General features: G+C 65.9%; 24 protein-coding genes. 11 read left to right on the top strand and 13 right to left on the bottom strand.

The genetic code is table 11. The features are described from left to right. Window positions 1–21: 21 nt before the first annotated feature. Window positions 22–723, top strand: coding sequence for a phosphatase PAP2 family protein (locus ACRCUN_RS02570; RefSeq protein WP_462140079.1), 702 nt, complete (start codon window positions 22–24; stop codon window positions 721–723). Here the strand turns inward: ACRCUN_RS02570 and ACRCUN_RS02565 are convergent. Further along, complete coding sequence (locus tag ACRCUN_RS02565) at window positions 677–2,140, bottom strand: bifunctional phosphatase PAP2/diacylglycerol kinase family protein (protein ID WP_462140078.1); 1,464 nt, start codon at window positions 2,138–2,140, stop codon at window positions 677–679. The genes ACRCUN_RS02570 and ACRCUN_RS02565 overlap by 47 nt on opposite strands. Window positions 2,141–2,198: 58 nt before the next feature. Between ACRCUN_RS02565 and ACRCUN_RS02560 the strand changes: the two genes are divergently transcribed. Genes ACRCUN_RS02560 through ACRCUN_RS02550 form a run of 3 tightly spaced genes read left to right on the top strand, consistent with a single transcriptional unit; the run spans window position 2,199 to window position 4,321 of the window. Further along, the gene (locus ACRCUN_RS02560) at window positions 2,199–2,798 is read left to right on the top strand and encodes a winged helix-turn-helix domain-containing protein (RefSeq protein ID WP_462140122.1); all 600 of its coding nucleotides are present in this window, start codon (window positions 2,199–2,201) and stop codon (window positions 2,796–2,798) included. Then, the gene (locus tag ACRCUN_RS02555; RefSeq protein WP_462140077.1) at window positions 2,789–3,616 is read left to right on the top strand and encodes an SRPBCC family protein; all 828 of its coding nucleotides are present in this window, start codon (window positions 2,789–2,791) and stop codon (window positions 3,614–3,616) included. The genes ACRCUN_RS02560 and ACRCUN_RS02555 overlap by 10 nt, the downstream gene beginning before the upstream one ends. Window positions 3,617–3,667: 51 nt before the next feature. Continuing rightward, a complete protein-coding gene (locus ACRCUN_RS02550; protein ID WP_462140076.1) occupies window positions 3,668–4,321 on the top strand; it encodes a L,D-transpeptidase family protein in 654 nt (217 codons plus the stop codon). A gap of 2 nt (window positions 4,322–4,323) precedes the next feature. On the opposite strand, the gene ACRCUN_RS02545 is transcribed toward ACRCUN_RS02550, so the two are convergent. After that, the gene (locus ACRCUN_RS02545) at window positions 4,324–4,782 is read right to left on the bottom strand and encodes a nuclear transport factor 2 family protein (RefSeq protein ID WP_462140075.1); all 459 of its coding nucleotides are present in this window, start codon (window positions 4,780–4,782) and stop codon (window positions 4,324–4,326) included. A 38-nt stretch (window positions 4,783–4,820) separates the two neighbouring features. Further along, on the bottom strand, window positions 4,821–6,335 hold the full coding sequence (locus ACRCUN_RS02540; RefSeq protein ID WP_462140074.1) for an FAD-dependent oxidoreductase: 1,515 nt from the start codon (window positions 6,333–6,335) through the stop codon (window positions 4,821–4,823). Window positions 6,336–6,545: 210 nt separating this feature from the next. Between ACRCUN_RS02540 and ACRCUN_RS02535 the strand changes: the two genes are divergently transcribed. Next, the gene (locus ACRCUN_RS02535) at window positions 6,546–8,363 is read left to right on the top strand and encodes an Hsp70 family protein (RefSeq protein WP_462140073.1); all 1,818 of its coding nucleotides are present in this window, start codon (window positions 6,546–6,548) and stop codon (window positions 8,361–8,363) included. Here ACRCUN_RS02535 and ACRCUN_RS02530 read toward each other — a convergent pair. The 5 genes from ACRCUN_RS02530 to ACRCUN_RS02510 are packed head-to-tail and all read right to left on the bottom strand — an operon-like array spanning window position 8,354 to window position 13,930. Further along, window positions 8,354–9,337, bottom strand: a complete 984-nt coding sequence (locus ACRCUN_RS02530) for an ABC transporter ATP-binding protein (RefSeq protein WP_462140072.1) — start codon at window positions 9,335–9,337, stop codon at window positions 8,354–8,356. The genes ACRCUN_RS02535 and ACRCUN_RS02530 overlap by 10 nt on opposite strands. After that, window positions 9,334–10,350, bottom strand: a complete 1,017-nt coding sequence (locus ACRCUN_RS02525) for an ABC transporter ATP-binding protein (protein WP_462140071.1) — start codon at window positions 10,348–10,350, stop codon at window positions 9,334–9,336. Before ACRCUN_RS02525 ends, ACRCUN_RS02530 begins: the two co-directional genes overlap by 4 nt. Next, window positions 10,347–11,309 (bottom strand): ABC transporter permease, encoded by a 963-nt coding sequence (locus tag ACRCUN_RS02520; protein WP_462140070.1) that lies wholly within the window; start codon window positions 11,307–11,309, stop codon window positions 10,347–10,349. Before ACRCUN_RS02520 ends, ACRCUN_RS02525 begins: the two co-directional genes overlap by 4 nt. 3 nt (window positions 11,310–11,312) lie before the next feature. Next, a complete protein-coding gene (locus tag ACRCUN_RS02515; protein ID WP_462140069.1) occupies window positions 11,313–12,290 on the bottom strand; it encodes an ABC transporter permease in 978 nt (325 codons plus the stop codon). Further along, window positions 12,290–13,930 carry an ABC transporter substrate-binding protein gene (locus ACRCUN_RS02510; RefSeq protein WP_462140068.1) on the bottom strand — a complete coding sequence of 547 codons (1,641 nt, stop codon included), beginning with the start codon at window positions 13,928–13,930 and terminating at the stop codon, window positions 12,290–12,292. Before ACRCUN_RS02510 ends, ACRCUN_RS02515 begins: the two co-directional genes overlap by 1 nt. Window positions 13,931–14,337: 407 nt before the next feature. Here ACRCUN_RS02510 and ACRCUN_RS02505 point away from each other — a divergent pair, with 407 nt between their 5' ends. Together ACRCUN_RS02505 and ACRCUN_RS02500 are read left to right on the top strand one after the other, a co-directional pair. Further along, on the top strand, window positions 14,338–15,201 hold the full coding sequence (locus ACRCUN_RS02505) for a glycoside hydrolase family 16 protein (protein WP_462140121.1): 864 nt from the start codon (window positions 14,338–14,340) through the stop codon (window positions 15,199–15,201). Between the two features lie 92 nt (window positions 15,202–15,293). Next, window positions 15,294–16,490 (top strand): hypothetical protein, encoded by a 1,197-nt coding sequence (locus ACRCUN_RS02500; RefSeq protein ID WP_462140067.1) that lies wholly within the window; start codon window positions 15,294–15,296, stop codon window positions 16,488–16,490. Between the two features lie 141 nt (window positions 16,491–16,631). On the opposite strand, the gene ACRCUN_RS02495 is transcribed toward ACRCUN_RS02500, so the two are convergent. From ACRCUN_RS02495 to ACRCUN_RS02480, 4 genes are read right to left on the bottom strand one after another with little or no spacing between them, the layout of a single operon-like run. Next, window positions 16,632–17,654, bottom strand: coding sequence for a zinc-binding dehydrogenase (locus ACRCUN_RS02495; RefSeq protein ID WP_462140066.1), 1,023 nt, complete (start codon window positions 17,652–17,654; stop codon window positions 16,632–16,634). Next, window positions 17,630–19,228 (bottom strand): phosphonate ABC transporter, permease protein PhnE, encoded by a 1,599-nt coding sequence (gene phnE / locus ACRCUN_RS02490; RefSeq protein ID WP_462140065.1) that lies wholly within the window; start codon window positions 19,226–19,228, stop codon window positions 17,630–17,632. Before phnE ends, ACRCUN_RS02495 begins: the two co-directional genes overlap by 25 nt. Next, window positions 19,225–20,037 (bottom strand): phosphonate ABC transporter ATP-binding protein, encoded by an 813-nt coding sequence (gene phnC / locus ACRCUN_RS02485; RefSeq protein ID WP_462140064.1) that lies wholly within the window; start codon window positions 20,035–20,037, stop codon window positions 19,225–19,227. The genes phnE and phnC overlap by 4 nt, the downstream gene beginning before the upstream one ends. Window position 20,038: 1 nt before the next feature. Then, window positions 20,039–21,010: a phosphate/phosphite/phosphonate ABC transporter substrate-binding protein gene (locus ACRCUN_RS02480; RefSeq protein ID WP_462140063.1), complete on the bottom strand. Its 972-nt coding sequence runs from the start codon at window positions 21,008–21,010 to the stop codon at window positions 20,039–20,041. A 156-nt stretch (window positions 21,011–21,166) separates the two neighbouring features. On the opposite strand from ACRCUN_RS02480, the gene ACRCUN_RS02475 reads away from it, so the two are divergent. The 4 genes from ACRCUN_RS02475 to ACRCUN_RS02460 all read left to right on the top strand — a co-directional run bounded on the left by ACRCUN_RS02475 (window position 21,167) and on the right by ACRCUN_RS02460 (window position 25,488). Continuing rightward, window positions 21,167–21,883, top strand: coding sequence for a GntR family transcriptional regulator (locus tag ACRCUN_RS02475; protein WP_462140062.1), 717 nt, complete (start codon window positions 21,167–21,169; stop codon window positions 21,881–21,883). A 138-nt stretch (window positions 21,884–22,021) separates the two neighbouring features. Further along, on the top strand, window positions 22,022–22,684 hold the full coding sequence (locus ACRCUN_RS02470; protein WP_462140061.1) for a VldE C-terminal domain-containing protein: 663 nt from the start codon (window positions 22,022–22,024) through the stop codon (window positions 22,682–22,684). 46 nt (window positions 22,685–22,730) lie between these two features. After that, window positions 22,731–23,612 (top strand): hypothetical protein, encoded by an 882-nt coding sequence (locus ACRCUN_RS02465; protein ID WP_462140060.1) that lies wholly within the window; start codon window positions 22,731–22,733, stop codon window positions 23,610–23,612. A 16-nt stretch (window positions 23,613–23,628) separates the two neighbouring features. Continuing rightward, window positions 23,629–25,488 (top strand): ABC transporter ATP-binding protein, encoded by a 1,860-nt coding sequence (locus tag ACRCUN_RS02460; RefSeq protein WP_462140059.1) that lies wholly within the window; start codon window positions 23,629–23,631, stop codon window positions 25,486–25,488. Here the strand turns inward: ACRCUN_RS02460 and ACRCUN_RS02455 are convergent. Next, a complete protein-coding gene (locus tag ACRCUN_RS02455) occupies window positions 25,485–26,093 on the bottom strand; it encodes a maleylpyruvate isomerase family mycothiol-dependent enzyme (RefSeq protein ID WP_462140058.1) in 609 nt (202 codons plus the stop codon). The genes ACRCUN_RS02460 and ACRCUN_RS02455 overlap by 4 nt on opposite strands. Window positions 26,094–26,102: the final 9 nt, after the last annotated feature.

Here is a 26,102-nt window from a genome sequence, read left to right as displayed (position 1 = left end):
ACCGTAGCTCGTCGGCATTGGATGTCTATTGGACCTGGTAGAGATGGTCGTGTGGGGACACGTACCGGATTGCTGGTCACGACGGCGGTGGCGGCCGCGGCACTTTACGCGCTGTTGTGGGTCGGATACGGCGTGTCCTGGGGCTGGCTGGTCCGGATGGACGATGCGGGCCTGGACTGGCCGTTTCGGTACGGCACTACACATCCGGCGTGGGTGGTGGCGTGGGACGTGTTCTGCACGGTGTTCGGGCCCATGGCCTTTCGCCTGGTGGGCGCCGTCATCATCGTGATCGCCCTGGTGCGCCGTCACTTCCGGGTTGCGCTGTTCCTGCTGCTGACCGTCGAGCTCAACGGCATCGTGATCCAACTGGCCAAGGTGATTGCCGACCGACCGCGTCCGTCGTCCGCGCTCGTGTACGCGTCGTGGTCGTCATTCCCGTCCGGGCACGCTCTTGGCGTACTCGTCAGCGTTCTTGGGCTGCTCGTCGTGGCGTCGCCGGCGCTGCGCCCCGCGCTGCGGCGCTGGTTGCCGATCGCCGGCGCGGTCCTGGTCATCGCGATCGGCATCGGCCGCGTGGTCCTCAACGTCCACCATCCGTCCGACGTGCTGGCGGGCTGGGCGCTGGGCTACGCGTACTTCGTCGTCTGCCTGCTGCTCGCGCCGCCGTACCCGGCGGTCACCGCAACGGACGAAACACCGGTAGCGCTCGGTAGCGAACGCTGAAGCTGGCCTGGGTGCAGGTCTCGCCGACCTCGCCGTCGTGGGCCAGCACGGTGGGGCCGTCGACGGTGCTGAACCGGAACTCCGGCACCTGCATCTCGTGGTAAAGCGGGCTGCGTACGAGACGGCCGAGCGCGACGGCCGTCGCGATACGGAGGCGGCTGAACTTCCGGCCGGTCTCCAGGATCCGCACGTCGATCAGGCCGTCATCCATGCGCGGGCGCAACGCCGGTGCGAATCCCGACGGAAAGTACGTCGAGTTCCCCAGGAAGAACAGCGACGTCTGAATCGTCTTGTCGTCGTAGGTGATGCGCACCGGCTCGTCGCGGCGCAGCGTCAGGTACAGGGCGTACACACCGGCCAGGCGCTTACCCATGCGGTGCTCGAGTTTTTCGCGCATCCGCACGTATTTGGGGTAGGCGCCGATGCTCGCGGTGTTGATCACGAGCTGCTTCTCGTTGAGGCACACCAGATCGACATAGGCGGCGGTGCCGCGGCGGATGGTGTCGACCGTGCGCGCCACTGAGTCGCAGCCGATGTCCTTCGCGAAGTGGTTGAACGTCCCGCCAGGGAACACCGCCAGCGGTACATCTGCCTCGACCGCCACCCCGGCCGCGCAGGCGACTGTGCCGTCGCCACCGCCCACTGCGAGCACCTCGCAGCGTTCGGCGGCTTCGCGCAGCACCTTCTCGATGTCCTCGTCTTCGGTGATCTCGATGATCTCGGTGCGGGGCAGGGCATTTCGAACTTCGTCGACGACGCGGGCACCGGTGCCACCGCCGGAAGCCGGGTTGATCACCAACACGACACCCGCTCCGTCCGGTCGAGGCTCGGTCTTGTACCGCAGCGGATCGGACGTCGGCAGGCTTGCCGTCGGAAGAGTGGGCACCACCCTCGCACCGAGGATCGCGATGCCCGCACCGATACCGAATCCGGCGAACACGTCGCCGGGATAGTGCGCGCCGGTGGCCACGCGGGACAGCCCGACCAGGCCCGCGAGTAGCGCCATCGCGAGTCCGGCAGGCGGGCTCTCCAGCCCGACCCCGACCGCGAACGCGGCGGCGCTAGCCGAATGCCCTGACGGCAGCGACGTGGACGTCGGGACACGGCGCGTTCGTCGGGCCACCGGGATCAGCGTGCGGTCCGGCCGGGGCCTGCGCCATATCCGCTTGGCGACCTGATTGGTCACGAGACTCGTGACGGCCAGGCTGAGGACGCCGCGCGCGGCACCGCGCCGCACCGAGGTGCCGCCAACCGCGCCGAGCCCGGCTGCGATCGCAAACCAGAGCTTGGAGTGGTCGGCGGCCCTGGTGAGCCTGGGCATGACGGTGTCGAGCAGCGGGCTCGGTGACTCGGCGACCGCTTCGAAGACCTCGCGGTCCAGCGTGCCGAGCCCTCTGCCGATTTTGCGCACGTCCATGCAGTCAAGTTATCCGGATGCATTGACAAATAAACTTGTCAAGGGCGACGATGCGTGTGTGCTGGAACTTGACGTCATCGACGATCCGTCGGCGGCCGTCGTCGCACTCGACCCGATCCGCAGCCGTCTGCTGGCCGAACTGAGCGAGCCGGCCTCGGCGGCCGCACTGGCCGCGCGGGTCGGGATCACGCGGCAAAAGGTGAACTACCACCTGCGTGCGCTCGAACAGCACGACCTGGTGACCGTCGCGGGCGAACGGCGCTGGGGCGGTCTCACCGAGCGTCTTCTCGTGGCGACGGCGTCGTCGTATGTGGTTTCCCCTGGCGCGCTCGGCCCGGCGGCCGCCGACCCGGGCCGCAGCAGTGACCGGCTCTCGGCGAGCTATCTGATCGCGCTGTCGGCCCGGGCCGTGCGGGAGGTCGGTGACTTGTGGCGAACCGCTCGCACGAAAAACAAGCGGTTGGCCACGTTGTCGATCGACACCGTTATCCGATTCCGCACACCTGCCGACCGTGCCGCGTTCACCCGCGAATTGTCCGACGCGGTCCTGTCATTGGCGGCCCGCTATCACGACGACACCGCCGCCGACGGGCGCGAGCACCGGCTGGTCGTCGCCGCCTATCCGAAACCGAATACCGAGGAGCCGAAATGCCGTTGAAGAAAGACGATTCCGGACGCCGCTGGGTCGAGATGGAGTTCCTGGTACCCGGAACCCCCGAACAGGTCTGGCGGGCCATCGCGACCGGCCCCGGCATGAGCGCCTGGTTCACCCCAACGACCGTCGAGGAACGCGTCGGTGGCGCAATCACATTCGACTTCGGTGATGCCGAATGCGGCGACTCGTCGCCACCCGGAATCGTCACTGGCTGGGAACCGCCCGTCCGCTTCGCCTACGAGGAGCCGGGATGGAACGGCGAAGCCCCGCCGGTCGCCACCGAGGTCGTCGTCACGAGCCGCTCCGGTGACAGTTGCGTCGTACGGATGGTGCACAGCCTGTTCACCGAAAAAGACGATTGGGACGACGAATTGGAGAGCTTCGAGGGCGGTTGGCCCGGGTTCTTCGAGGTGCTGCGGGTCTACCTCAAGCACTACGCGGGGCAGCCCGCCGCGACGGCCCATGCAATGGCCGGGCACTCCGATGACATGGCCACGCTGTGGACCCGGCTGACCACGGCGCTCAATGCGAACGGTGTGACCGTGGGCGATCGCGTCGACACACCTGCGGGTGCTCCGCGGTTGTCCGGTGTCGTCGAACGCGTCAAGCAGGACGCCCAGTCGTGCGAGATGATGCTGCGGTTGGAGGAGCCCGGCGCCGGCGTCGCGGTGTTCGGCAGCTGCCCGGTCGGTGCGGAGACGCGGGCGATGGTCACCCTGTTTCTCTACGGATCCGACGCCGCCGCGACCGCGGACACCGAACGGCCCGGCTGGACGTCTTGGCTCAACGAACTCGTGGCCGCGGACAAAGCCGCGACCTGATCGTGTCCGAACCTTGACGCCCGCGATAGCCGCGGCGTCGACGATGGATGAGTGCGTCGACTGCTGGTACTGCTGTGCGCGGCTGTGCTGGCGCTGACGTGTGCGCCGGCCGCCGCCGCGGTCAACGCGCCGTGGTTCGCCCGCTCGGTCGGCTCGGCCACGCAGGTGATCTCCGTCGTCGGTGTGGGCGGTTCGAAGGCGAAAATGGATGTGTGGCAACGTGGCTCAGCCGGTTGGCAACCCATCGGCGTCGGCATCCCAGCCAACATCGGGGCCAACGGCATGGCCGCCAAGACGCACGACGGCAACATGGCGACGCCGATGGGGATCTTCACCCTCGACTTCGCCTTCGGCACCGCCCCGAATCCCGGCGGTGGCCTGCAGTACGTCCAGGTCGGCCCCGACCACTGGTGGGACGGGGACATGAAGAGCCCGACGTACAACACCATGCAGGTGTGCAAGAAGGCGCAGTGCCCGTTCGACACCGATCCCAGTAGCGGGACCGAGAACCTGCAGATCCCGCAGTACAAGCACGCCGTCGTGATGGGCGTGAACAAGGCCAGGGTGCCCGGGAACGGCGGTGCGTTCTTCGTGCACACCACCGACGGCGGACCGACCGCCGGCTGCGTCGCCATCGAGGACGCCACCCTGGTGCAGATCATGCGCTGGCTACGGCCCGGCGCGCTGATCGCGGTTGCGAAATAGCGTCAGATATTCAGGGCGGCACCGGGTTTCAGCTTGAAGTTCAGGTTCTCCAGCGACATCGTGGCGTCGTAGGTGCGGTCGTAACCCGTCGCGCTGATCTTCCAGCCTTCGCTCGTGCGGCGGTAGGAGTCGTGGTAGAACGCCGCGCCGATCAGCATGAAATTGAAATCCGGCGCGATCACCCGGTCCTGCAGGTACCACGTTCCGGTGGCTTCGTCGCCGTTGACGGTGATCTCGGGGTGCGCGACCCGGTGCTCGGTGATGATCTCCGGCCCGAGTGAGCGTTTCATGAAATCGACCAGCGCCGTGCGATCGGTGAAGTGCAGCGCCTCGCCCAGGGACTGCCCGTAATCGCCTGCGACGTCCTCGGTGAGGGTATCGGCGAACTCGTCCCAGTGCTTGGTGTCGAGGGCACGCAGGTACCGGTATTTGACTTGCTTGATCTCGTCGATGTCACCCATGCCCGACATTGCAGCACACTGCCGTCAGGGCCACAGCGTTATCGGGCGGCAGTGAGATTCCGGGTCGCCGGCCCCTCCAGCAGCGTGCCGTCCGGGGCGAAGCGCGAACCGTGCAGCGGGCACTCCCATGACTCGTCGGCGTCGTTCCAGTTGACGATGCCACCCAGGTGCGGGCACACCGGGGAGACGCGATGCTCGACTCCGTCGATCACGCTGCAGGCCTCCATGTGCCACGGCGGACCGCTGACCACGCCGCCGTCTTCGGGAACATGGCTGCCGATGCGCGTGACCGGCGTGATCCAGCCCTTGGCGAGGTTGAGCCCCACCTCAAGGTTCGCTTTCATCGCCGCCGGGATGCCGGACAGCTCGTGCGGGCTCCAGCTCGCGAACGCGGTTGCCCAGTCCATGCGGCCGCCGAGGATCCGGCTCGACAGCGCCAACGCCGCCGCGGCCCCGTTGGTCATGCCCCACTTGTCGAATCCCGTCGCCACGAAGATCTTTTCGTGGCCGGGGAGAATCGGGCCGACGTAGGGCAACTCATCGACGGGGGAGTAGTCCTGCGCCGACCAGTAGTGCGTCTGCATCGCCCCGGGCCAGTGCACCTTCGCCCACGACGCGAGCTCCTGCACCGACTGGGCGGCGTTGGCGCGGCGCCCGACCAGATGCCCCGCCCCGCCGACGATCAGCCGGTCACCGTCGGACGTGGGCGCGTAGCGCACCGACCGGGTGGGCGAATCGGCCGAGATGTACATGCCGCGAGTGAGGTTTCCCGGCACCCGGAACGCCATGCAGTACGAACGGTGCGGGGTGAGCCGTGCGAAGAACCCGCCGCGGTCGAGAATCGGAATCCCGGTGGCCAACACGCATTGGCTGGCGAGCACGTCGAACTCGGTCCCGGCATTCGTCCGTACGTGCAGTTTCAGACCGCCTCCATCGTCGGAGACCCGCTGGACCCGCACGCCTTGGGCAAGCCGGCCGCCGCGCTCGTCGAGTTCGACAATCAGGCTGTCCAACAAGGGCATCGGGTTGAACTGCGCCTGATTGGCCAACCGGACCCCACCGGAGAACGGGAAAGGCACCTGGGCGTCCTCGGGGTCGACCCAGTCGACATCCAGCCCTGCCGTCCGGCACGCTTCCAATTCGTTGCGGGCGAGCCGGACTCCGTCCTCGGATTGCGCATAGGTGTAGGCCGCCTCACGTTGAACCGACAGGCCGTGGGCCTCGCAATGCCCCACCAGCCACTGCTGGCCTTCGAGATTGCCCTCGACGTACTGCTTGGCGACCTTGGGCCCGTGCTTCTTGAGGATGCTCGACATCTTCGTGCCCTGCAGCAGGCTGATCTTGGCCGTCGTGTTGCCCGTGGTACCCGCACCCGCGGTGTGGGCCTCCAGTACCAGCACGTCCTTGCCGGCCCGAGCAAGCAGCACAGCGGTTATCAGACCGGTGATCCCGGCGCCGACGACCACGACATCGGCGGATCGGTTGGTTTCCTCGAGGGGTTCGGGCGGAAGCGGCCGCTCGCGTGCGCGGTCGGCCAGCCACAGAGACGTCATGGCCATCCCTGTACCCGCGCACGGCCGATCGAAACGACGCGCTCGGCGAAACGTTGCCCGCGCTTCCCAAACCTCTTCTCACGAGGTGTGTCGCTTCGGTAGGCGATTGCTGAGACCAGCCAAACGTGCATCGGCGGAACGCGCTTGGACCGTCGGGCGCGGAGTGTCGGCCGAACGTTGCTCTGTTCGGCAGCTAGGGTGGCTTGCGTTATGAGCGACCCGTTGGGGTTGTCGATCGGGACCACCAACTTGGTTGCGGCGCGAGTCGGCAATCAACCTGTCAGCCGGCGATCGGTGTTGACCCTGTCGACAGACCGCACGCCGCAGGTCGGCGTGCTCGATTCGACGACCGGTGTGACGTTGGGCGGCTTCGTCGAGCGCGTCGGCGATCCGGTGCCGCTCGTGGCGCCCGACGGCGCCTCATATCCTGCCGACACACTGCTGGTCGAGGCGCTCGACGCCATGGTGGAGGCGGCCGGCGGGCCCTCACCGCAGCTCGCGATCGCCGTCCCCGCCCACTGGGGTGCGCCGACCCTGCGGGCATTGCGTAACGCGCTGCGGACGAACCCCAGCCTGTCCCGCGACGGGATGCCGGCCCGGTTGGTCCCCGATGCGGTCGCCTCGCTGACCGCGTTGCGCGCCAATCCGGGCTTACCGCCGGGCGGCGTCGTCGCGCTGATGGATTTCGGTGGCGGCGGCACGAGCATCACGCTCGCCGACGCGGCCTCGGCGTTCGAGCCGATCGACGAGACCGTCCGATTCCCGGACTTCTCCGGCGATCAGATCGACCAGGCGCTGTTGACGCATGTGCTCGACGGTGTTGCCCAGGCCGGAGGGCTCGACCCGGCCGGTACCGCGGCTGTCGGATCGCTGGCCCGCCTCCGCGAGGAATGCCGGCAGGCCAAGGAACGGCTGTCGGCGGTGACGGCCACCGATCTGGTGGTCGAGCTGCCTGGCTACTCGGCCACGGTCCGCGTAACCCGCGGCGAACTCGAATCGCTCATGCGACAGCCGCTCGCCGGTGTGCTCGATGCGTTGGAGAACGCGTTGGAGCGCAACAGGATCAGTTGGTCGGCGATCTCCGCGGTGGTGACCATCGGCGGCGGGGCCAGCATTCCGCTTATCACTCAACAACTTTCGGAGCATTCCCACGCGGTGGTCGTGACCACCCCGCAGCCCGCGCTCGACGCCGCGATCGGCGCCGCGCTGTCGGCGGCTTACGTCGCCGATGCCGACGCCATGACCGGCGCGGCTCCCACGCTCGGGGTTGCCGCGGCCCCGGCGACCCAAACCGCGCCCGCCGTGGTGCCCGAACAGCCGGGGTCGTCGACGTTCCGGGCGCTGGCCTGGTCGCAGGACGATTCCGGTGACGACGTCGTGCCCTACAGCGGGCCCGATGTGGTCGACACCTATGGCAGCGAAACCTCGGCACGGCCTGCGGTGCAGTACGTTCCGCCGACGGGGCCGATCGAGCAGCCGCGTTCGGCGTGGCAGCGGTTACCGCTCGCGGTGTTCGGTGTGGCCGGCGTCTGTGTACTGCTCGCTCTCGGTGGCGTGACGTATGCGCTGACCAGTTCGGAGGGCAGCACCCCCACATCGGAAGTCAAGACCGCCGAGCCGAAACCGCTGACGCCGGAGCCGCAACCGAGCGCTGTCGCGCCGCCGCCACCGCCGCCCACCGTGACCGAGGCGCCGCCGCCTCCGCCCGTGACCGTGACCCAGGCCCCGCCTCCACCGCCTCCCCCGGTCACCCACACCGAGGTCGTCACCCAGACCACGACGCCGCCGACCACAACCACGACGACGACCACCACGACAACAACGACGACCACTACGACCACAACAACGACGACCACGACGACACCGACCACCACCACGACCACCCCGACTACCACGACGAATCCGATGACGACGACGTATGTCACGGTGCCGTTCGTGCCGGTGCCCATCCCGATCCAGGTGCCGAACCAGCAGCCGCAGAATCCCTACCCGCAGCAGCCGCGGAATCCGTTCCAGCCTTATCCCTGATTGCGCGGATGGTGACAGGCCGCCGCGTGCCCGGGGCTCAGATCGAGCAGGGCAGGCGTATCGGCGTTGCAGACGTCGGTACACCACGGACACCGGGTGTGGAAACTGCAGCCCGCCGGCGGATCGATCGGGCTTGGCACGTCCCCCTCGAGCACGAGGCGCTCCCTGGCGGCGTTGCGCCGCGGATCCGGGATGGGCACCGCTGACAGCAACGCTCCTGAGTACGGGTGAAAAGGCCTGCGGTAGAGGCTGTCCGCATCGGCGGTTTCGACGATCTTGCCGAGGTACATCACCGCCACGCGATCGGACACGTGGCGCACCACGCCGAGATCGTGCGCCACGAACAGGTAGGACAATTTGAACTCCTGCTGCAGATCCTTGAGCAGGTTGATGATCTGTGCCTGCACCGAGACGTCGAGCGCCGAAACCGGTTCGTCGGCGATGATGAGTTTCGGTTGCAGGGCAAGGGCTCTGGCGATTCCGATGCGCTGTCGCTGGCCGCCGGAGAACTCGTGCGGGTATCGGTTGTAATGCTCGGCCTGCAGGCCGACACGATCGAGCAGATCGTGCACCCGGCGCTTGGCCTCCGCGCCGCTGGCCAGGCCGTGCAGTTCGATCGGGTCACCGATGATCTGGCCGACGCGTTTGCGTGGATTCAGTGACGCGAACGGGTCCTGAAAAATCATCTGCATCTGCCTGCGCATCGGACGCAGATCGTGTTGGGACCGCCCGACGAGTTCATCGCCGTCGAATCGCACCGAACCCGACGTGGGGCGGGTCAACTGCAGGATGACACGGCACAGCGTGGACTTCCCGCAGCCCGACTCGCCGACGAGACCAAGGGTTTCGCCTTCGTTGAGCGACAGGCTCACCCCGTCGACCGCGCGCACCCGCGCGATCTCCCGGTCGATGACCACGCCGGACCTGATGGGGAAGTGCTTGACCAGATCGGTGACTTCCAACAGCGCCGTCATCGCAAGGTCCTCTTGTCTTCAGGCGCCAGCCAGCACCGGTCCAGATGGCTTCCGCCGTTTCGGTTTTCCAGTGGCGGAGGCTGCGAACAATGATCGAATACGTGCGGGCACCGCGGCGCGAAACGGCAACCGGATGGCGGATTCAGCAGGGACGGCGGCTGACCCGGAATCTGCGGCAACCGCGCCGGATGTGAATCTTCCACGCGCGGAAGCGAGCCAAGCAGGCCCCAGGTATAGGGATGCTGGGGGTCGTAGAAGATCTCATCCAATGTGCCGTCTTCGACGATCTGTCCGGCATACATCACCACGACGCGGTCCGCGACCTCGGCAACAACCCCGAGATCATGTGTGATGAGCACGACCGCGAGATCGCGGTCCCGGTTGAGCTGGTCGACCAGCCGCAGAATCTGCGCCTGCACCGTCACGTCCAGTGCGGTGGTCGGTTCGTCGGCGATCAGCACGTCCGGTTCGAGCGCCAGTGCCATGGCGATCATCACGCGTTGGCGCATACCGCCGGAGAATTCGTGGGGGTAGTCGTGGACCCGCCGCTCGGGGTGCGGGATGCCAACGGCCCGAAGCAGATCCACCGCCTGCTCACGGGCCTGTGCCTTGGAGACGTCGCGATGTGCGCGAATCATCTCGATGATCTGGTCCCCGACCCGGTACACCGGGTTGAGCGAGGTCATTGGGTCCTGGAAGACCATCGCGATGTGTTCGCCCCGCACGCTGCGCAACGCATCGTCGTCGAGGCCGTTGATATCGCGCCCGCCGAAATCGATCGAGCCTTCGATCGCGGCGTTCGAAGAGCGGGTCAGGCCGATCAACGTCTGTGCGGTGACACTCTTACCCGAGCCGGATTCACCGACCACGGCCAGTATTTCGCCCGGTTCCAGGCTGAACGAGACACCGTCGACCGCACGGACCACGCCCTCGTCGGTCGCGAACCGGACGCGCAGGTCGGTGACTTGAAGCAGGGCGCCCGGCTCGATGATTCGCTCGCGCGCTTCGCTCATGCTGGGGCCGCCTCTCCGAGTCGGATCCGTGGGTCGAGGTAGGCGTATGCCAGATCGACGATCGTGTTGAACAGCACGATGAAGAACGCGCCGTACATCGTGACGCCGATCAGCGGCGGCAGGTCGAGCGTGCGAATCGCCTCGCCTGCGTACAGGCCGACACCGTTGATGTTGAAGACGGTTTCGGTGAGTATCGCGCCGCCGCCGACGACCGCGCCGAAGTCGAGCCCGAACAGCGTGACGATCGGGATCAGCGAATTGCGCAGGATATGGCGCAGGCGCACCTGCCGCTCACTGATGCCCTTCGCCCGCGCCGTGCGCACATAATCTTCGTTCGCGACGTCGAGCATGTTCGTTCGCAGCACCCGGCTGTAGAAGCCCACATAGAGCACCGCGAGCGTGATCCACGGCAGTATCAGGTGATACGCCCACTGCAGCGGATTCTCGGCCAGCGGTACGTAACTGCTGGCCGGGAACAGTTCCAGCTTGTAGCTCAGGTAGTACAGCAGGATCGCGGCGAGCCAGAAAACCGGCATCGAGATGCCGGCCAACGAGAGCACCGTCAGCGCCCGATCGGTGAACCTGCCTGCGTGCACCGCGCTGAGGTAACCGAACCAGACGGCCAGTGCCATCCACAGGACCGCGGCACCGATGCACAACGACATCGTGGCGGGTAGGCCCTCCCAGATCTGTTCGGCCACATTACGGTTGCTGGCATACGAGGTGAGCTGGCCGGTCACGATCTGCTTCATCATGGTCAGGTACTGAATCGGCAGCGGCTGATCGAGGCCGAGATCCTGGCTCACCCTGGCGATCAGGGCCGGGTTGGCGTTCTTGCCGGCGATCCGCGCGGCCGGATCGGAGTTCGGGATCACGTTGAAGATGACGAACACCAACAACGAGATCGCGAACAGCACCGCGATCATGCCGAGCACACGTCTGACGACAAATCTGGCCATGGGCTAGTGCTCCAACCGGATCTTGGCCTTGGGATCGAGCGCATCGCGCAACCCGTCCCCGAACACGTTGAGCGACAACACGGTTATCACGATCATCAGGCCGGGAACGATCGTCAGATGTGGCGCGGTGTATATCGTCTGATAGCCGTCGGCGATCATCGTGCCCCACGACGCATTGGGCGGCCGCACCCCGGCACCGAGAAACGACAGCGCCGATTCCAGCAGCATGTTGTTGGCGATGTTGAGCGTGAAGAACACGATGATCGTCGAGACGATGTTGGGCAGCAGTTCGGAGACCATGATCCGCAGCGGGCCCTTGCCCATCGCGACGGCGGCCTCGATGAACTCCTTCTGCCGCAAGGCCAGTACCTCGCCGCGGATGGGTCGCGCCATGTACGGCACGTAGACGCATCCGATGATGAGGATCGGAATCCACAGCGAGTCGCCGGCCACCTGCACCGGGCCCAGCTTCAACCCGCCGAGGGCCAAAGCCGTGCCCAGTGCGATACCGAGCAGCAGCACCGGAAACGCCCACACGACGTCCATGACCCGCGACAGCAGTGCGTCGATCCAGCCCCGGTAAAAGCCCGCGAGCAGGCCGATGATGACCGCCAGCACCGTCGTGGTCAGCGCGGCGGCCAGGCCGATGTAGATCGAGGTGCGGCCGCCGTACATCAACCGCACCATCACGTCGCGACCGTTCTGGTCGGCGCCGAGAAGGTAGCGGCCGTGCAAGCCGGGACCCAGTGGTGTGCCGTCAGGGGACACCACATACGTCTCTTCGCCGTCGATCAGCACCTTGTCGGTGATGTGGTTCTCGTTCGGCGACGTGTGGGCCACATGGTCCGCCCACAGCGGGGCGGCCAGGCAGAACAGCACGATCGCGACGAACAGGGCACCGCATGCCAGCGCAACCTTGTTGCGCCGCAGCCGGATCCAGGCCAGATACCAGGGACTGTGCCCCGTGACCGCGACCCCCATTACTTCAGCGCGAAGGAGGTGTAGTCCTGATTGAACAGCAGATGGTGATAACTCGTATCGAAGTCCATGCGATCCGACAGGAACGTGGTGAACTGCTCGTTGCCGTACGGCGCCCAGATGGCCTGCTCCATGAACGCGCGGTCCAGGTCGGCGTAACCCTTCTCGACGTCATCGGACAGTTGCTTGGTGAGCAGTTCGTCCATCTTGGCGTCCAGTCCGGGGATGTTGACCCGAGAGAAGTTGTTGCCGTTGGTCGGCAGGATGCTCTTGCCGTTGATCAGCGGCCGGAAGAAGTCGTCGGGATGCGGGAAGTCCTGGAACCAGTCGGCGAATCCGGTGTCGAGATCCGGCGTGGTCTGGTTGCCGATCGTCGTCCAGTACACGTCACCGGCGATGACCTTGAGCGTGGCGTTGAACCCGAGTTGGGTGAGCACGTCGTGGTAGTACTCGCCGATGCGCTTGCGGTCCGGCTCGTCGTCGGTCCACACGGTGATGTTGCGGTCGGCCGGATTCGCTTCGGCGATGAGCTGTTTGGCCTTGTTGATGTCCGGCCCGGCATAGAGCTTGTATTCCTGGTAGCCCGGCATACCCGGCGGCAGGATTTGCTGGGTCGGGTGCAACCGGCCACCGAAGATGCGGTTGAGCGCCTCGGGGTCGATCGCGTAGTTGATGGCCTGGCGCACCCGCAGGTCGTTGAACGGAGCCTGCTGGGTGTTCATCCAGAAGTAGTACGTGTTGATCGAATCCTCGAGCCGGAAGCGGTCGCTGTAACGCGCCTTCACCTCGGGCAGCCGGTCGGCGTCGGGCGGATCGACCATGAAGTCGATGGTGTTCTGCTGTACGCCGGTGACCTGGGCGCTGTTGCTCTTGTTCTGGGTGACGATGATCTTGTCGACGTGCGCATCGGCCACCTCGTCGGCGCCGGCATCTTTGACGGTCTGGAACTGGGGATTGCGTTCCATCGTGAGGGTGTGCGGCGCATCGACTTTGGTGATGGTGAAGGGTCCGCTGCTCGGCGGCGGGTTGTTGGTCGCGTCCTTGTCGAGCGGGGTGCTCGGCGGCACCGGCGCGGCGAACGGCAATCCGAGAATGTGGTCGAATGTGCCGTTCGGCTCCGTCAACGTGATGGTGATGTCGCCGGTCGCATCGTCGGTCTTGATGCCGCTGATCGTGTCGGCCTTGCCCTCGGCGTAGTCGTCGGCGCCCGCGATGACGCCGTAGAACACCGAGCCGCCGGAGTCGGCCTTGAACAGGCGCTGGATGGCATAGGTGAAATCCGATGCTTTGATGGGGGTTCCGTCCGAGTACTTCATGTTGGGCCGCAACGTGAGCTTGTAGGTCTTGCCATCGGGGGAGACCTCGGGCAGCGACTTGGCCAGCCCGGGCACCACCTGAGTGCCCTCCTCACCCTTGGCGTGCTTGTAGGTCAGCAGCGGGGTGTAGGTGTTGTAGAGCACCTCCCACCCCTCGAGCGTGTACGACAGCTGCGGGTCGATGTAATCGGGGAACGACGTCATGCTGACGTTGATCTCACCGCCCTCTTTCGCGGTGGAGCTCTCGCCTCCACCGCACGCGGCTACCCCGAACACCGCAAGCGCGGCGACGCTGGCAATGGTCAAAACTCTGCGCGGCGACTTCATCTATTCCCCTTGATTTCCAACCCGGACGATTGCCCGCTACAGCTGTACGCCATTTGTTGGGCCGTTGAGCATCTTTCGGGAAAATTCACGGTCTGCAACTCAAACGGCCGAAGTTTCTACTGTGTAACGCGAACCTGTGTGTCAAGACGTGCAGTTTTCAGGTGGCAGTCGACAGCATGCTGGGACTATGACGAGTTTGTGACGTCGGACCGTGCCGACGCGGGCGCCGACGTCACTCCACGACGCTTCGGCGGAACTCGCCGCGGGTGCGCCGCCGCCGCCATCATGTGTTCGTAGCTGCGCTTATGCGTTCCGAACGGCAGGGTGCGCGACGACGGCGCAACCGATCACCGCACCGAAATACGCCGTATCCGTTGCCGCCCATCTATTGTGTGGCTGTGCCTGAGATGGATCGTCGCCGCGTGATGTTCATGATGGGTCTGGGGGTGGCGGCCGCAGCACTGCCCGCCGGAACTGCCGGCGCGGAGCCGAACATCGGGGACAACCCGCCGCCCGGACCGGGGCCGGCTGCTGCCGATCCGGCACCCACATTCCTCTTCCAGGACGAGTTCGACGGCCCGGCCGGCTCACCTCCGGATCCGGCATGGTGGCACCTCGTGCCGGCGCGCGAGACCATCAAGAACCCGGTGGAGTGGGACAAGCCGTTCAACATGGGTCGGTATGTGACCGACCAGGAGCACGCGTTCCAGGACGGCAAAGGCAACCTGGTCATCCGTGCGACCCGCGGGCCAGGCACCACGATCCAGGAAAAGTACGCCAGTGCCAAGGTTGTCGGACTGTGGCGGGGCGGCATCGGCACCACCTGGGAGGCTCGCGTCAAGCTCAACTGCCTGACCGACGGAGCCTGGCCGGCGTTCTGGGTTCTCAACGACGATCCCGTCCGCGGTGGCGAGGTCGACCTGGTGGAGTGGTACGGCAACCGCGACTGGCCATCGGGCACCACGGTGCACGCCCGGCTGGACGGCACGTCGTTCGCCACCAACCCACATCCGATCGACAGTGACTGGCACACCTGGCGCATGTCGTGGACGCCGACGGGCATGTACTTCTGGAAGGACTATGCCCCGGGCATGGAGCCGTTCTTCGAGGTTCCCGCGAATTCGTTGCAGGACTGGCCGTTCAACGATCCTGGCTACACGATGGTGCCGGTGTTCAACATCGCGGTCGGCGGATCGGGTGGCCGCGAACCGGCGGGCGGTAACTATCCGGCTGAAATGCTGGTCGACTGGATCAGGGTGTTCCAGGGCTGATCGTCGCGGGGACGTAGCCCCCATTTACAGCAACTTCTCAGCTAACGTTTGCGTTGTCAATCGTCCAAGGCAGCGCAGGAGTTTTAAACGTTATGGCGGACAAGGGTTTTCGGCGATCGCTCACGGCAGGGGTGGCGCTGGCGGGTGCTGGTGTCATTTCCTTGGGGTCGGTCGCGGCGCTGCCCGACACCAACGTTGAAATCGCCGCGGTCGCACCGCGGGTCGTATCGGCCGAGGTTCAGCACGTCAACTTCGCCGAGTACGCCCAGATTCTGGCGGCGGGCGCCACGGCGGCTCTCGAGCAGAGTGGCGATGCGCTGTTCCGCAAGGTGCCCGAGTTGTGGCAGACCGTTCAGGGCACCTGGCCCGATGCCGACCTGACGCACTGGAATTACGCGCTGGTGGCTGACATGGTGTTCGCGCCCATCGCGCCGCTCGTGATCGGCCCGTTCAACGACGCAGTCGCAGAGGTGCTGGCGCGTCAGTTCCCGGCGCTGGAAACCGAGATCAGGCAGCTGCCCGAGCTCGTCGAGTACACGGCCGTGCGTTTGGTCGGCCCGCTGCTCAGTGCGATCGGCGGAGCCGGCATGGCCCACTCCGAGATCTTCTATTCCATGACCACCGGCGAGCTTCAGCCGTTCTTCGAAGCCGTTGTCCGAGCGCCCTTCCATGTGGTCGACGGGCTGCTCAACGGCGGGTACGGCGATTTGGGCCCGCTGCTGCCCGGCCGAGAAGGCGACTACATTCCCGCACCCGGCATCCTCACGCCGTGGGGTGAGGAGCCGGCGCCGCGTGACATCAAAACACCCGAGGACCTCGAGACCGCTGAAGTAAGCGCCGCGGTCGAAGAAGTCGAAGAAGTGGTCGAGGCGGACGCGACCGAAGACGCGACCGTCAGCCCGCTGCAGGCCGTCGTGGACAAGCTCACGAAGCCGGTGGTCGAGGAAGTCACCGTTTCGACAGAGGCCGAGCCGGAGACTCCTGCCGTGACTCAGGCCGAGGCCGAGAGTGAAACCGTAACCGACACTACGGAGACTTCGGACACTTCGGCAGAATCCGAGGTCACGAAGCCGTCGCGCAAGGGTGTGGCGAAGTCCGACGATCGAAGCGGTATCCGGCAGAGCGTCAAGGACTTCCGGTCCAATGTGCGCGACAGCGTCAAGAAGCTCACCGGCAACGCGAAGTCGACGACGCGCCCCGACACGGACGATAAGAAGTCGTCGCCTTCATCGGCTGCCGGCTCCAGCGACAGCAGCAGTGACAGCAGCGGCAGCGACAGCAGCGAATAAACCTGGTTCGCGGTCGTCAGCACGCCAGGTGAGGTTTTGCCTTTTTCGTTGTGGCGCACTGTGACGAACGTGCAGGCTTTTGTGCCCGAAAGCCGAGAACGCCACAACAAGTTGCACGTTCGTCACAGGAACCGAGAAGGATCAGGGCCGAGGAGCCACTGCCGTCCGTAACTTCCCGGCCGGTGGTGCGCAGAACGCCGATGCGATCTCCTCGAGCGGCACGGGTGCGCCCACCAGGGAGTGCCACGGATAGTGGTCCCTGGTCCGTTCGAGTAACTCGACGGCGCGGTGCAGGTGGCGGGGCTCGTAGTTGTGTACACCGGTGATCGTGAGCCATTGCCGGACAACCGCTTCGGGGTCGACGTCCAACGGCGCGCCGGGCATCACCGAGCCGGCGAGCACGAGCACGCCGCCGGTGTCGAGCCGGCCGAGTGCCTGCGCGACCGCATCGGTGGACCCGGTGTAGTCGATCGCCACATCGACCGGCCCGCCGTCAGCCGCACGGCCACCGAATTCCGTTGCCAGTTCCAGGCGTCCGGGATCGATGTCGACGACCTGCACGTCGGCGCCGGCCTCGGCACATGCCGCCACCGCGGTGAGGCCGAGCATGCCGGCCCCGCCGATCAGTACGCGTCGGCCCACGACATCGCCTGCCGCCTCGAGCGTCGCCATCACGGTCGCCGTCGCGCAGGCCGCAGGGGCCGCCACCATATCGGGAAGGGTCTCGGGCACCACGGCGATCGTCGTGCCCTTTGGCAGCACCACGTGCTCGGAGTACGAGCCCGACAGTGGCCAGTCACCGTCGAACGGCTCATGCCCGACCTTGCGCACCGATGTGCATTTCGCGGTCAAACCCGAACGGCAGCGCGCACATTCACCACACGTGACCGTCACCGACCAGATCACTCGTTGTCCCACCTGGACCGGCGCACGCGGACCGGCGGCGACGACATCACCGACCGCCTCATGGCCGAGGATCGACGGGCACGCGGCGGCGCGGCGGCCGGTGACGGTGTGCAGATCGCTACCACACACCGTGGCCAGCCGGACGCGCACCAGGACATCTCCGTCGCCGAGTTCGGGGATCTCGACTTTCTGCAGTTCGACCTCAGAACCGCCGGTCCAGACCGCGGCCAGCGTCACACGAGGCGTGAGCGTATCCACCCGGACAACCTTTCGATGGCATAGACGATGACGAAGATGACGATCACGATGGCGCCGGCCACGTCGAAGTTCAGCGTGCGGATCGACTCGAACAGCAGGTAGCCGATACCGCCCGCCCCGACGATGCCGAGGATGGTCGACGTACGTACGTTGACGTCGAACAGATACAGGCTCGATCCCACCATCGCAGGCATCGACTGCGGAATCACCGCCGCGAACAACGTCTTCCACCAACCGCCGCCGACGGATCTGACGGCTTCCATGGGGCCCGGATCGATCTCTTCCACCGCGTCGGCGACCAACTTCGCCAGGAAGCCCACCGATCCGATGGCCAGCGCACAGGTACCGGCGATCGGCCCGAGACCCAGCGCCGCGACGAACACCACGGCCAGGATGAGCTCGGGAACCGCCCGCACCAACAGGATCCAGCCTCGGGCGAACCAGTACGCAACCGCGTTCGGTGTGACATTGCGGGCCGCGAGGATGCCGACGGGAATCGACAACACCACGCCGATCGCCGTCGAGACCACGCCGATGGCGACCGTTTGTGCTGCGGCGACGAACAATTCGCTGCCGAGTGCATCGAAGTTCGGTGGGATCATCCGGGTGAACACCTCGATCGAGGGAACTACCCAGGTGAACAGCGATACCGGATTGATCTTCAACACGACGAAGGCCGAAAGAACCGTGCCGACCAGCAGGCCTGAAAAGATGAACCGGGTGGCGCGATCACGTGCCGGGTTCGTCTGCTCGGGGGTGAGCAGCACCCTGCGAATGAGGATCGCGAGTAATTCCATGGCGACGATGATCGCCAGGATCACACACACGATGCCGAGCGCACGAGGATAGATCAAGCCGCGCAATGCATCCTGAAGCGCGAAGCCGATGCCTCCGGCGCCGACGAATCCGAGCACGACCGACATACGCAGGTTGATGTCGATGCGGTAGATGAACGTCCCGATCCACGACGGCATCGCCTGCGGGACGACGGCGTTGAGCATCTCGCGGAAGTATCCGACGCCGGTGCTGCGCACAGCCTCGCGGGGTCCAGGATCGGTCTGCTCGATGGCGTCGGCGAAGAGTTTGCCGAGCATGCCGATGGAATGCAGGGCGAGCGCGAGAATGCCTGGCAGGACGCCAATTCCGAGCGCACGCACGAACAGCACCGCGAAGAGCAGGTCCGGCATGGCCCGGCAGAACGTGATGATGGCCCGGGCCACCGCGTACACGGCCGGATGGGGTGTGGTGTTGCGGGCCGCCATGAATGCCAGCGGCACCGATGCGATGGCGGCGAGAACCGTGCCGAGCACGGCCATCAACAGTGTCTCGACGGCCAGTCCGGCGATCCGGCCGGGGTCGTCCAGCCGCGGCGGGATCATGCGCTCGAGTAGCGCGACGACCTCGTCGAAGCCGTCGATCAGTGCGGTCGGCGCGAATTCGATCGACCACGCCGACAGGATCGTGGCGAGGACCGCGGCGATCGCGACAAGCTGCAGCAGGCCGGGTAAGGGCGGCTTGCGATTTGGCGCCGACGGCTCGGAGGCCGCGGGCCGCTCGGCGACTTCGGTTGTCATGACGGCCGGGTGGTCGGGGTGACCGAGGGGTCGACCCGCTGGTAGATCGCCATGACGTCGTCGCGGGTCATGCCGACGGCGGGCCGGTCGAGAACCTTCTGCCCGTTGCGCAGGCCGACGAGGCGGTGCGCCCAGCCGAGCGCGAGGTCGACCTGGTGCAGTGTGCACACCACGGTCAATTTCTCCTCGATGCACACCCGGAACAGCAGATCCATGACCACGCCGGCGTTTTCGGGATCGAGCGAGGCGACGGGTTCGTCGGCCAGTAGGAGTGCGGGCCGTTGCATCAGCGTGCGGGCGATGGCCACACGCTGCTGCTGGCCGCCCGACAGGGTGTCGGCGCGACGCTCCGCGAAATCGGCCAACCCGACGCGGTCGAGGTGCGCCAACGCCGCGGCGCGCATGTTCTTGGGGTAGGTGAGGGCGCCATAGCGTGGGAAGCGCAATTGTCCGAGCCCGCCGATGAGAACGTTCTCCAGACAGCTGAGCCGGCCGACCAGGTTGAAGTGCTGGAATACGAAGCCGACCCGTCGGCGCAGCGCGCGCAGCTGAGCACTCGAGGCCTGATCGACCCTGACGCTGCCGACGTCGACGGCGCCGGACGTGACCGGGTGCAGCCCGTTGAGGCAGCGCAGCAGCGTGGATTTGCCCGACCCGGACAGTCCGAGCAGGACGAGCAGCTCGCTGCGGCGCACGTCGAGTGACACGTCGTCCAGCGCGAGGGTGTCACCGAATTTCTTGGTGACGTTGCGGGCGACGACGACGAGGTCGTCGCCCGCAACGGGATGGTCGGTTCCGACAGCGGTCACGTCAGCCCTTGCACTTCTCGGAGCCGGTCACATCGCAGACGTGGCGCACGCCGTCGTAATCGGAATCTTGCGCCGGCACAACGCCCCACGCACGCTCGTCGGTGATCCGGCACGCGTCGCCCTCGCAAAAGCCTTCTGCCTCAAAGTTCCTCACGTTGGCCTTATCGGCGAACAGCTTCTTGAGCTTGTCGATGGCCTCGGTGCCCAGCGAGTCGTTGGCGGCGAATACCGAGCCCGCGATCATCTCCGACTTCCACACCGTCTTGAGCTGGCCGGGCTTGAGGTCGCCCTTCTCGATCATGGTCTTGTCGACCATGGTGTCGAACGCGAACCCGGCGTCGCAGTCGCCGTTGGCGATCGCGAGGGCCGACGAGTCGTGGCCACCGGCGTAGATCGGCGTCACCGCCGCGGAGATGTCGGCCTCCGAACCGGACTTGATGACGCCTTCCTCGATCAGCCCGGCCGACGGGTACAAAAAGCCCGACGTCGAACCCGGGTCGACGAAGCACACCTTCTTGCCGGCGAAGTCCTTGAGGCCGTTGATGTTTGCCTCTTCGGATCGGGCCAGGCCGTAGGACTGGTAGCCCGGCTTTTCGCCCTCGTCCTTGATGACGGCGCCGATCGGGGTGATCTTGGCACCGTTGATGCCGGCCACCACGTAGGCGAAGGGGCCGAAGAACGCGAGGTCGACGTTGTCGGCGATCATGCCCTCGACCACGCCGGCGTAGTCCGACGCCTGGACGAATTCGACCTTCGACCCGGTTTCCTTCTCCAGCAGCTTGATGAGCGGTTCATAGCTGGCCTTCATGTCGGCGGAGTTCTCGGCAGGTACGGCCGCCAGGGTGATGGTCTCGGGGAAGCCCTGCTCGGTGGTGGCCTCGGAGCTTTCCGAGCCCGAACAACCGGACATGACCAGGGCGATGCTGGCAGCTGCTGCGGCGGCCGCGATCGGGCGGCGGGTGCGAATCTTCATGGGCGCGGAAACCTTTCGAGGGGGCGGGGTTGATCCGCCACACACCCTGTGCGTTGGTCTATACCAACAGGTTCAGTGAAGGCGAACGAAAGGTTAACAACGCGAGACTTCTTGGTCTATACCATGGTCTATACCAGGAATTGGTACGGTGGTCTCGTGACTGCGAGCGCAGAACATCGAGTTCTCAAGCATCAGGTGGTTCGCGCGCAGCTGGATCGGATGCTCGACGGCATGGAGGTCGGCGACCCTTTTCCGGCGGAACGCGAGATTGCCGAACAGTTCGATGTCGCTCGTGAGACCGTCCGGCAGGCGTTGCGCGAACTGCTGCTCGACGGCCGTGTCGAGCGGCGGGGCCGGTCGACGGTCGTCGCCAAGCCCAAGGTTCAGCTTCCACTTGCCATGGGCTCCTACACCGAGGCCGCCAAGGACAAGGGCTTGGGCGCCGGGCGCATTCTGGTCGGCTGGACCGATCTGATCGCCGACGAGACGCTTGCGGGCCAACTCGCTATCGATCCGGGTGCACCGATCATTCAGTTGGAGCGCGTGCTGACCACCGACGGTGTGCGCGTCGGGTTGGAGACGACGAAGCTGCCTGCCGTCCGCTATCCCCGGCTGCGTGAGACGTTCGACTACAAGGCGTCGCTGTACGCAGAGATCCGGAGCCGCGGGATCACGTTCGAGCGGACGGTCGACACCATCGACACCGCGCTGCCCGACGCTCGAGAGTCGGCCCTACTGACGGTCGACAGCCGCACGCCCATGTTTCTGCTCAACCGGGTGTCCTACGACCAGAACGGCGTTCCGATCGAGCAACGACGGTCGTTGTACCGCGGCGATCGGATGACTTTTACCGCTGTGATGCATGCCTCATAACGCAACCGTTTCGTGACAATTTTGTGACCTTTGACCTGCGGAAACGCGGTCTGAGGATCCTTGACGGAATTTTAAGGGAACTCTCAGAGACCGCACTCGGTTGCTGCAATCGCTCTGACCTGCCCGTATGGTGCCCGTGTGGGCCGACATGCATTAGCCAGCCCCCGCCGGCGTAACCCGTCGGCTGTAGCGGCTGCGATCATCGCCCCGGCTGCTGTGTTCTTCGCGGTCGGCGGTGATGTCCAGAAATTACCCGCCAAGCAAGTGGCCAAACCCGCCGCCGAGGAAGCGCCGCCCTGCTGCATGGAGATCGTCTCGGCGCCTGCCGCGTCGTCGGCGCCTCCCGTCGTTCAGCCAGAAGGCGTGAACTTCGTGTCCGCGGCTACCGCGTCGCGCTGGCGCGTCATCGACATCCCCGAGGCGCTGCCGGTCGGGGATGCGCCCGAGAGCGGCTTGCAGGTCAAGACGATCCTCGCCTCACGCAGCATCAGCGCGGACTTTCCCGAAATTCAGCAGATCGGCGGTGTCCGGCCCGACGCGCTGCGCTGGCACCCAGACGGTCTGGCTCTCGACGTCATGATTCCGAACCCGAGCAGCGCGGCAGGCATCGCTCTCGGCAACGAGATCGTCGCCTACGCGCTCAAGAACGCCGAGAGATTCGGCCTGCAGGACTGCATCTGGCGCGGCACGTATTACACGCCTGGCGGTTCGCGCAGCGGTGGGTACGGGCACTACGACCACGTCCACATCACCACGACCGGAGGCGGTTACCCCTCCAAGGGGCAGGTCTACCTCCGCTAAAGCGTGTCGCGGCCAGTCGACGTCCGCCGACCTTTAGATTCGCGGTGTGGCGCTGTCGTTTCGCCGGGCCCGATCGGTCATGAGTGCCGAGGTCGCCGCGATACGCCGCCGCGATCCCGACCTCGATGCGGGCGACATCGCCGGCTTCACCCTTCCGATTCTCGTTCGGGTGATCGGCGTCATCGCCATCGGCGTGGTCCCGCTGCTCGTCGTGCGCAACGGCGAGAGCGAGAACTCGCAGCTCGTCGCGATCATCGGGTCGTTCGCGCTCGTGGTGATCTGTGCGGCCGTCGTGGCGTGGCTGACCTCGATCGTCATCTCCGGGCTCGTCGTGATGATCCTGTACCGGACGCGGCCGACCGCGTCGTCGCGCCTCGTGATGCGCATCCTCACCGACTCCTTCATGCGCATCGACGACTCGACGTCGGCACTGGCCCTGCTGGCGCTGTTGGCCGGCCTGTTGTCACTGGCGTTCGGGCTGCCGACCCGAACGGCCGACGAGCTGGCCAACTCGGTGCTCGACGACCTCCTGGCCGCACAAGTCGGAGTCCTGCTGGTCGCGTTGGCCTTCGCGTTCGTCGCCGAGTCGATCCGCTCGGCCGCCGACATCGTCGACGACCAGTCGCTCATGCTGGCGTGGCCGTGGGCGCTGATCATCGCGTCGCTGAGCTGGGTGCTGGCCACCATCGCCGGGCCGTTCGAGGCGACCCGCATGCTGACCATCCTGTTGCACGAATGGCTCCCCGCCGTCGTCGACGGCGTGCCGAGCACCGAGGTGATCGCCGAACTCGTCCCACCAAGCGCGCGGTGGTGGGTAGCGTTCGGGCCGGTGCCGATCATCGCCGTGATCTGGGCGTACCAGGCGGCGCGGCACGGCGGCTTCGCCGCGATACGGGAGTTCTTCGAGGACGACGCACCGGCGGATTGACCGAGGCGAGCGCCAGATGAACGGAGACCCGGCCTTGGCCGAATCTGATGTGCCCCAGTCATCCTCGCGGCGCCTGGTGTTGCGAAGTCTCGGCATGCTGCGGACCGTGCGGAGCCGGCTCGTCGTTCTGCTCGTCCTCGGAGTCCTCGCGTCGGCCCTGCCCTACGTCACGATCGCCGCGTTCGGGCCGATGATGCAGGTGGTCGCCGAGGCCGGCGGCACAGGCAACCTCGCCGGGGTGTGGGACCTTCGCGGCCCGCTCGTGGCCCGGGAAGACGGCGTGCTGCGGTCGTTGGCTGGCCCGGTGCCGTTCGCGGTACTGCTGATCGTTTGGGCTTCATCGCTTCTGCTGACTCAGCTGATGTACTTCGTCAACGCGTGGGTGGGAGCGAAAGTCGAGCAGGTCCTCGCGGTGGACATCAGGCAACGGGTCCACGATCATCTCCAGACGCTGTCGCTGGACTTCTTCGCCGGGTCGCGCAGCGGTGAGTTGATCCAGCGCGTCGCCACTGAATCCCTCGGTGTGCAACGGCTTTTGACAGACTGCCTGCTGCCGCCTCTGATCGACGCCGTCGTTCTCGTCCTGGTCATCAGCTACCTCATGGCCATTTCATGGCAGATGACGGTCGCGGCCCTGATCCTCACTCCGCTGGCCCTGCTCACGTTGCGATATGCGGGCCGCCATGTCCAAGCCGTCATGAGGCGGGGGATGAATGCCGACCGTGCGATGGCTTCCGAGGTCGAGCAGACGATGAGTGGAATCGCCGAAATTCAGATGTTCAACGCGCAACCGGCACGCAGCAAGCGGTTTCACGACGTTTCGGAGTCCTCGGCGAGGAGCGTGGCGTCCGCAGTGGTCTGGACGCAGGCCACCGTGAACGGGTCGCAGATTTTCGTCGCGCTCAGCACTGTCGTGGTGTTGCTGGTCGGTATCGCATACAGCGCGCACTTCGGGCTGACGTTCGCCGCGCTGTTGGTGTTCGCCGGTGTCGTGCCGACGATGTTCGGTGCGGCGCAACGGGTTCTGGGCGCTTACACCACGTACCAGTCGGTGGTGCCGAGTGTGGTTTCGACCTACGAACTGCTCGACACCCGCCCGTCGATTCAGGAGTCCCCGAACGCCGCTCGGCTCGGTGATGTGCACGGCAACCTGGTGTTCGAGGGCGTCACGTTCGGCTATACGCCGTCGCAGCCGGTCCTCGACGGATTGTCCTTTTCGGTCGCCGAAGGTGAGACCGTCGCCGTGGTCGGTGGCATCGGTTCGGGCAAGTCGACCATATTCAACCTCGCGCTGCGATTCCTCGACCCGCAGCAGGGCCGCATCATGCTGGACGGCCACGACATCTCGGGCGTCACCATCGCCTCGCTGCGCGAGCAGGTGTCCAAACTCGCCCAGTTCCCGTTCTTCACCAAGGCCACGATCCGGGACAACATCCGACTGGCGCGGCCGGATGCCCGCGATGCGGAGATCGAGGAAGCGTGCAGGCAGGCGCACATCCACGAGATCATCACGACGAAGATGCCCGACGGCTACGACACGATCGTCGACGTGCAAGTGCCGTCCGGTGGGCAGAAGCGACTCATCGCGCTGGCGCGATGCCTGTTGCGCCGACCGCAGGTGCTGTTGCTCGACGAGCCGACGGAGAATCTCGATGCCGATCAGCGGGCCAGGCTGATCGGCGTGATCCGGGGTTATGCCCGCGATCGCACGTGCCTTGTGATCAGTCATGACATGGACTTCGTCGCTGCCGTCGCCGACCGAATTCTGGTGCTGGAGAACGGTCGGATCGGCCAGGAGGGTGACCACCGCGCGCTGATGGCGCGAGACGGGCTCTACAAGCGCCTGTTCGAGGCGCAGAGCGCAGACATGGGCTAATCCTCGGGTGGCTCAGGCGCTTCGGGTGCGTCCTGTCGTCTCGCCAGGATCATCACGATGTCGCGCATGGGGACTTCCCGGAGGCCGCCCCATTCGGGTCCCACGGCGAAGTCCGCATCGGTGGCGACGAACCGATACCCCGGTAGGTCGCGTTGCGGATTGAGCGGAAACTTCATGTGCCACAAGCGCTGCGCGACCGCGACTGCCGCGTCGATGGGCATCGGCCGATCGACGCCGAGTGGCACGCAGATGTCCTGGGTGTGCACCAGGATGTCCATCAGCGGGTCGACTTCCTTGGTCATCGGCGGGCGCCTGCGCGAACCGGCCATGGCGCGCAATCGCGCGGTGATTTCTTGCGGGGTCGCCTTGTCCGCCAGGGCCATTCGCCGGATCATGGCGTCGAAGCGGAAGCCGGATCTGAGCGCAGCCAGTGCGGCGTCCTTGCGGCTCACCTGCGATTGCGTCAGGTGGACCGCGACGTCGCGCACGGTCCACGCCGTGCACAGCGACGGCGTCGACCACTGGTGCGGTTCGAAGGTGTCGAGCAGGTCGGCGAGCTGTCCACGCTGTTCGTCGATGGTCCGCCAGATCGCGTCGGATTCCATGTCCGCTCC

It is taken from the genome of Mycobacterium venezuelense (genome assembly GCF_054919535.1).
Note: the sequence above shows the minus strand (reverse complement) of the source record. Positions and strands in the feature narration are given on the sequence as shown.